A 6000-nucleotide genomic window follows, 5' to 3' on the forward strand; every position below is an offset into this window, starting at 1 on the left:
TCAGTAAGTCGGGTCGGTGAAGCGAGGCGCGCCGACCGGCGCGCCTCGCGGGAAATCACCAGCTGCCCGTCTTCTTGAACTCGGCGATGCCGGCCTTGAACGTCGCTTCGATGTCGTTGTTCCAGTCGCCGGTCTCGACGATCTTCTTGACCAGTTCCGCGTGGTTCTGATGGAAGAACGCGTGCAGACCCTTTTCGAACGCGAGGATCTTGTTGACCGGCAGCTCGTCGAGGAAGCCCTTCTCGGCCGCGTAGACCGACAGCGCGAGTTCGGCGATCGACAGCGGCGCGTACTGGTTCTGCTTCATCAGTTCGGTGACGCGCTGACCGCGTTCGAGCTGCGCACGCGTCGCCGCGTCGAGGTCGGACGCGAACTGCGCGAACGCCGCGAGTTCGCGGTACTGCGCGAGCGCAAGCTTCACGCCGCCCGACAGCTTCTTCACGATCTTGGTCTGCGCGGCGCCGCCGACACGGGACACCGAGATACCGGCGTTCACGGCCGGACGGATGCCGGCGTTGAACAGGTCGGTTTCGAGGAAGATCTGACCGTCGGTGATCGAGATCACGTTGGTCGGCACGAATGCGGACACGTCGCCGGCCTGCGTTTCGATGATCGGCAGCGCGGTCAGCGAACCAGTCTTGCCCTTCACTTCGCCGTTCGTGAACTTCTCGACATATTCCTCGGAAACGCGCGAAGCGCGCTCGAGCAGACGCGAGTGGAGATAGAACACGTCGCCCGGATACGCTTCGCGGCCCGGCGGGCGGCGCAGCAGCAGCGAGATCTGGCGGTAGGCGACGGCCTGCTTGGACAGGTCGTCATAGATGATCAGCGCGTCCTGGCCGCGGTCGCGGAAGTACTCGCCCATGGCGCAGCCCGAGTATGGCGCGATGTACTGCAGCGCGGCCGATTCGGACGCCGACGCAGCGACGATGATCGTGTGATCCAGCGCGCCGTTCTCTTCGAGCTTGCGCACGACGTTGGCGATCGAGCTCTGCTTCTGGCCGATGGCGACGTAGATGCACTTAATGCCGGTGTTCTTCTGATTGATGATCGCGTCGATCGCGAGAGCGGTCTTGCCGGTCTGGCGGTCGCCGATGATCAGCTCGCGCTGGCCGCGACCGATCGGAATCATCGAGTCGACCGATTTGTAGCCGGTCTGCACCGGCTCATCGACCGACTTGCGCCAGATCACGCCCGGCGCGACCTTTTCGATCGGCGAGAGGATCTTGGCGTTCAGCGGACCCTTGCCGTCGATCGGATTGCCGAGCGCGTCGACGACGCGGCCGAGCAGTTCCGGACCGGTCGGGACTTCGAGAATGCGGCCCGTGGTCTTGACCGTGTCGCCTTCGCGCAGGTGCTGGTATTCGCCCAGGACGACCGCGCCCACCGAGTCGCGCTCGAGGTTCAGCGCGAGGGCGAAGGAGTTGCCCGGCAGTTCGATCATTTCGCCCGACATCACGTCGGCGAGGCCGTGGATGCGCACGATGCCGTCAGCCACCGACGTGATGGTGCCTTCGTTGCGCGCTTCGGCCGTGGCCTGGAACTGCTGGATGCGGCTCTTGATGAGCTCGCTGACTTCGGACGGGTTGAGCGTGGTTTGCATGGGTTTTCTCGCTAGAGGCGGGCCTTGCGGGTCCGCCGACATGACGACAATTTTTAGTGAGTCAGCGACTGCGCCAGACGTTCGAGACGGCCACGCACCGAGCCGTCGATGACCGTGTCGCCGGCGTCGATGATGGCGCCGCCGATGACCGATTCGTCGATCGTGCTCGTGAGTTCGATCTGCCGGCCGAAGCGCTTGGCCAGCGCCGCCTTGAGCGCGTCGGATTGGCCGGCTTCGAGCGGAACGGCCGCGCGCACCGTCACCTTGAGCACGCCTTCGGCCGCGCGCTTGAGCGCGGCAAAGCCGTCGGCGACTTCGGCGAGGATGGGCAGACGGCGATTCGCGGCGAGCGTCGCGACGAAGTTCGCGAACGCCGAGTCGGCTTTTTCATCCTGCGGCAGGAACAGGCTGACGAGCTTGTCACCGCCGAAGGCGGGATTGCCGATCAGAGTCTGTACCTGCGGGCTGCGCACGACAGCGGCGGCGAACTCGAGCTTGGACGACCACTCGGTCAGCGCGTTGGACTCGCGCGCTAGGTCGAACGCGGCGCGGGCATACGGACGGGCGAGGCTTTCGGCGCTGCTCATGGATCAGATCTCTTTGGCCAGAGCGTCAAGCAGGTCGCGGTGGCGCGCCTGATCGATTTCGCGCTTGAGGATCTTCTCGGCACCGGAAACAGCCAGTGCGGCGACCTGTTGACGCAGGACTTCGCGGGCCTGGTGCGACAGCGATTCGATCTCGGCCTGGGCGACGGCCTTCTGGCGCGCGCCTTCGGCAACCGCGTCGACTTTGGCTTTGTCGACGATCTGGTTGTACTGCTGATTCGCGCGCTCGACGATGTGTGTCGCTTCCTCGCGCGCCTTGCGGATCTCGTCGGCGACGCGCGAGTCGGCGTCCTTGAGTTCCTGGCGCGCGCGCTCGGCGGCGGCGAGGCCGTCGGCAATGGTCTTCTGGCGCGATTCGATGGCCGCGTTCAGCGGCGGCCAGATGAACTTCATCGTGAACCAGACGAGGATCCCGAACGAGATCATCTGGCCGAAGAAGGTCAAGTTGATATTCATCGTATGACTCCTCAGGCAATCGCTACGGATGCGCCGTCACGGCGTGACGGACGCGGACCGCGCGCCCGTACGGGTGCACGGTCCGGCAGGCGATCCGCGCTGTTACTTCGCGGTGAGCGCGCTGAGCAGCGGGTTGCCGGTCGCGAAGTACAGGGCGACGGCCAGACCGATAATGAACGCAGCGTCGATCAGGCCGGCGAGCAGGAACATGCGGCCCTGCAGCATCGGCACGAGTTCCGGCTGACGCGCGGCCGATTCCAGGAACTTGGAACCCATGATCGCGATGCCCAAGCAGGCGCCCAGCGCACCGAGGCCGATGATGATGCCGATGGCGATGGCGGTCAGGCCCTGAACGTTGGCGATGAATTCCATGGTGAATCTCCTCAGAAGTCAGAAAACGGAAAAGTCGGAAACGGGTGCAGCAACAAAATCGATCAGTGGCCTTCGCGGGCGCCGGCGATGTAGACGACCGTGAGAATCATGAAGATGAAGGCCTGCAGCAGGATGATCAGGATGTGGAAGATCGCCCAGGCGGTGTTGGCGATGATGCCCGGGACGAATGTGACCCAACCCGCGAGCAGGCCGGCGATCAGCATGAAGACGAGCTCGCCGCCGTACATGTTGCCGAACAGTCGCATGGCCAGCGAAACAGGCTTGACCAGCCACTCGACGATGTTCATGAAGAGATTGACCGGCGCGAGCACGATGGCCAGCGGGCCGTGCGCATGGAACGGCGCGGTCAGGAGTTCCTTGCCGAAGCCGAAGCCGCCTTTCGCAGCGAGGGCATGGCCGATCAGGATGAAGAAGACGGAGACCGACAGCGCCAGCGTGGTGTTGAGGTCGGCGGTCGGAACGAGGCGCCAGTACGTGTGATGGGCGACTTCGTGGCCGGCGGTGGCCTGGATGAGCCAGCCCGGCAGATCGAGCGGGATCAGGTCCATGGTGTTCATGAACACGATCCACATGAAGATGGTCAGTGCGAGCGGGGTGACCGAACGGCGGTCGCCGTGGAACGTGTCCTTCACCTGGCCGTCGACGAACTCGACGATGATCTCGACGAAGGCCTGGCCCTTGCTCGGCACACCGGCAGTCGCCTTGCGGGCCTTCAGGCCGAACCACAGCACGAACAGCAGGCCCAGCGAGAGGGACACCAGCCACGTATCGAGGTGGAAACCCGTGCCGAACTTGACCAGGTTATGGGTCAAGTGGTGAGTGATGTATTCGTTCAGACCGCCGGTAGCCGCTGCCTCGGTGCTCACAAGAACTCCGCTATTCCTTGAACCGCAGTCCTGCCAGATGTACGAGCAGGGCTGCCGTGAAACCCGTGATTACCGCCAGGGGCGGCAATCGCCATACGCCGAGCAGGCTGATGAGGCCGCCTGCCAGCAAGATCCATTTCAACAGCGTGCCAAGCAGCAAACCCCAGAACGCCATCGGTCCGCCGATCGCATCGCTGCGGAACATCCGTGCCGCCAGCAGCATCGTTCCTGCTGCCACGAGCAAGCCGCCCGCTAGGGCGCCCGTCGCCGGACGCGGTCCCTGCGCCAGAAACAACAATGCCATCAGAAGGGAAACTCCCGTCTGGGCGAACACGATCCGAGTGGCCAGTCGCCGGCCGGCGGCGATGGAATTTCTCACTGGATTGCCCCGACGGTTGCCCGGTCTACGCACCGCGCGGTACGTGCACCGGTCGCTAAGCAGCGAGATTATATCAGCCGTTTTTGACGCGTCGCAACCAAAAACAGGGCCATTTCGGCCTTGCGCCGGACGGCCATCAGAGGCTCAGGGCGAACCGGCAGACGAAGTTCCAGAGGTCGACGAAATGCCCCGGTTCATAGGTGTGCCCGCCGCCGAAAACGTAGTAGCTGACGGTGTCGTACATCACCCATCCGGCTGCTTCGAAACGCGGTGGATCGTCGACGGCGTTGTAGGGCGGGCCGTACATCGGGTCGGCCGTGCCGAGGTACAGTGCAAATGGCAGTTTCCGTGTCTGTGCATCCAGGCGGGCCTGACACTGCCCTTCGGTGTCGCCGAGGCAGGCCAGCGAGAACAGCCGCCCCGCACTGACCGCATAGGCGGATACGTGGAACTCGTCGAGCGCCGGGACGGCGCCGTTCACGAGCAGGTCGTGGGCGACGTGCCCGCCTGCGGAAAATCCCCACAGCTGCAGACGGCTGTCGTCGATGTTGTAGGCCGCGCGCAGATCGGCGACCGCGGCGGCGAGAAATGTGTAGTCGTTCGGCGCGGCGCTGGAACCGTCGCGCCATGAGCCGTTCGTGCCGTTGGCAACGGGCGCGGCGACGATGAAGCCGCGCGTGACCGCGACGCTCTCCCAGGCGTTGCGCACGTCCTGCGCATACGCGTCGGCGTTGGCGGGGCTGCCGGCGGTGCCGTGCAGCGCGATGACGATCGGTGTTGCATGCGCCGGGTTGTACGACGGAGGGATGTAGAGGTGGATCTTCTGCGTGCCGCTGCCGAGGCCGGCGATGGACAGCGTGCGCAGCTGCCGTCCGGGCGCGGCACCGCCGCTGCCGAGGCTCGGCGCGGACGGAACGAATTCGCCGTTCTGAAAACCGTGGCGAAAGATGCGGTCGTTGTTGCCGTTGCAGGCCCAGGACGGAAGGCGCACTGTCGTCGCCGCGTTCGCGGCGGAAGTCAGAGCGAACAGGAGCGGCAGCAGCCGGCCGACGATGTTCATGGCAGTTCTCGCGAGTCTGCGCGCAGTATCGGTGCGGCGTCGGTCGGCGGAAAGCGACCCGTTCGCGCTTCTCGCCGTGACGCGGTCAGCGATTGGCGCAGGGACTGCTGTCGCGGTTGCCGCTCAATTGAAGCGCTCGGCATAATCGAGCGACAGCGCCGGCGACAGGCAGGGAAGGCATGGCCAAGGCAAGCGACCTTTACGTCGATGTTCCCGCGGGGCAATACCTGTTTCGCGAAGGCGACGCAGGCTCGGAGATGTACATCGTCGAATCCGGCAGCATCGCGATCCTGCGTGCCGCGCGCGGAACCGAGCCGGTGGCCGTACTCGAGGCAGGCGACTTTCTCGGCGAGATGGCCGTGCTCGAGGATCAGCCGCGATTCGCATCGGCGCTCGCGCGCAGCGACTGCCGGCTGCTGCGGATCGAACGTGCGGCCTTCGCCGAACTGCTCCGGCAAAATGTGGAAATTGCGGTTCGTATCATGCGCAAGCTAGCGCTGCGGCAGCGTCGCGCTGAGCAGCGCGTCAGCGAACTGCAGCAGGAACTCCAGCGGCTGCGCGAAGCGGGTGCGGCGCCGGCAAAGGCGGGCGCTGCGTCCGTTCCGGCCGAGCCGATGCCACCCGCCGTATCGCCGCCG

General features: G+C 65.0%; 8 protein-coding genes. 1 reads left to right on the forward strand and 7 read right to left on the reverse strand.

Annotation, left to right across the window (positions count from 1 at the left end):
* Nucleotides 1–55 precede the first annotated feature (55 nt).
* The 7 genes from atpA to VLF18_RS07005 form a co-directional block, all read right to left on the reverse strand.
* Nucleotides 56–1603 (reverse strand): F0F1 ATP synthase subunit alpha, encoded by a 1548-nt coding sequence (gene atpA, locus VLF18_RS06975; RefSeq protein WP_325278897.1) that lies wholly within the window; start codon nt 1601–1603, stop codon nt 56–58.
* 53 nt (nt 1604–1656) lie between these two features.
* On the reverse strand, nt 1657–2190 hold the full coding sequence (locus tag VLF18_RS06980) for a F0F1 ATP synthase subunit delta (RefSeq protein ID WP_325278898.1): 534 nt from the start codon (nt 2188–2190) through the stop codon (nt 1657–1659).
* 3 nt (nt 2191–2193) lie between these two features.
* Entirely contained in the window at nt 2194–2664 is a 471-nt protein-coding gene (locus tag VLF18_RS06985) for a F0F1 ATP synthase subunit B (RefSeq protein WP_325278899.1), read from the reverse strand.
* Between the two features lie 102 nt (nt 2665–2766).
* Entirely contained in the window at nt 2767–3036 is a 270-nt protein-coding gene (gene atpE / locus VLF18_RS06990) for a F0F1 ATP synthase subunit C (RefSeq protein WP_325278900.1), read from the reverse strand.
* Between the two features lie 62 nt (nt 3037–3098).
* A complete protein-coding gene (atpB, locus tag VLF18_RS06995) occupies nt 3099–3923 on the reverse strand; it encodes a F0F1 ATP synthase subunit A (RefSeq protein WP_325278901.1) in 825 nt (274 codons plus the stop codon).
* 10 nt (nt 3924–3933) lie between these two features.
* Nucleotides 3934–4335, reverse strand: a complete 402-nt coding sequence (locus tag VLF18_RS07000; RefSeq protein ID WP_414717196.1) for an ATP synthase subunit I — start codon at nt 4333–4335, stop codon at nt 3934–3936.
* 103 nt (nt 4336–4438) lie between these two features.
* Nucleotides 4439–5362, reverse strand: coding sequence for a hypothetical protein (locus VLF18_RS07005; RefSeq protein WP_325278903.1), 924 nt, complete (start codon nt 5360–5362; stop codon nt 4439–4441).
* A gap of 179 nt (nt 5363–5541) precedes the next feature.
* Here VLF18_RS07005 and VLF18_RS07010 point away from each other — a divergent pair.
* Nucleotides 5542–6000: cyclic nucleotide-binding domain-containing protein (locus tag VLF18_RS07010; RefSeq protein WP_325278904.1), on the forward strand; the 459-nt coding region annotated here is incomplete at its 3' end.

Source organism: Tahibacter sp., from assembly GCF_035481375.1.
Classification (GTDB): domain Bacteria; phylum Pseudomonadota; class Gammaproteobacteria; order Xanthomonadales; family Rhodanobacteraceae; genus Tahibacter.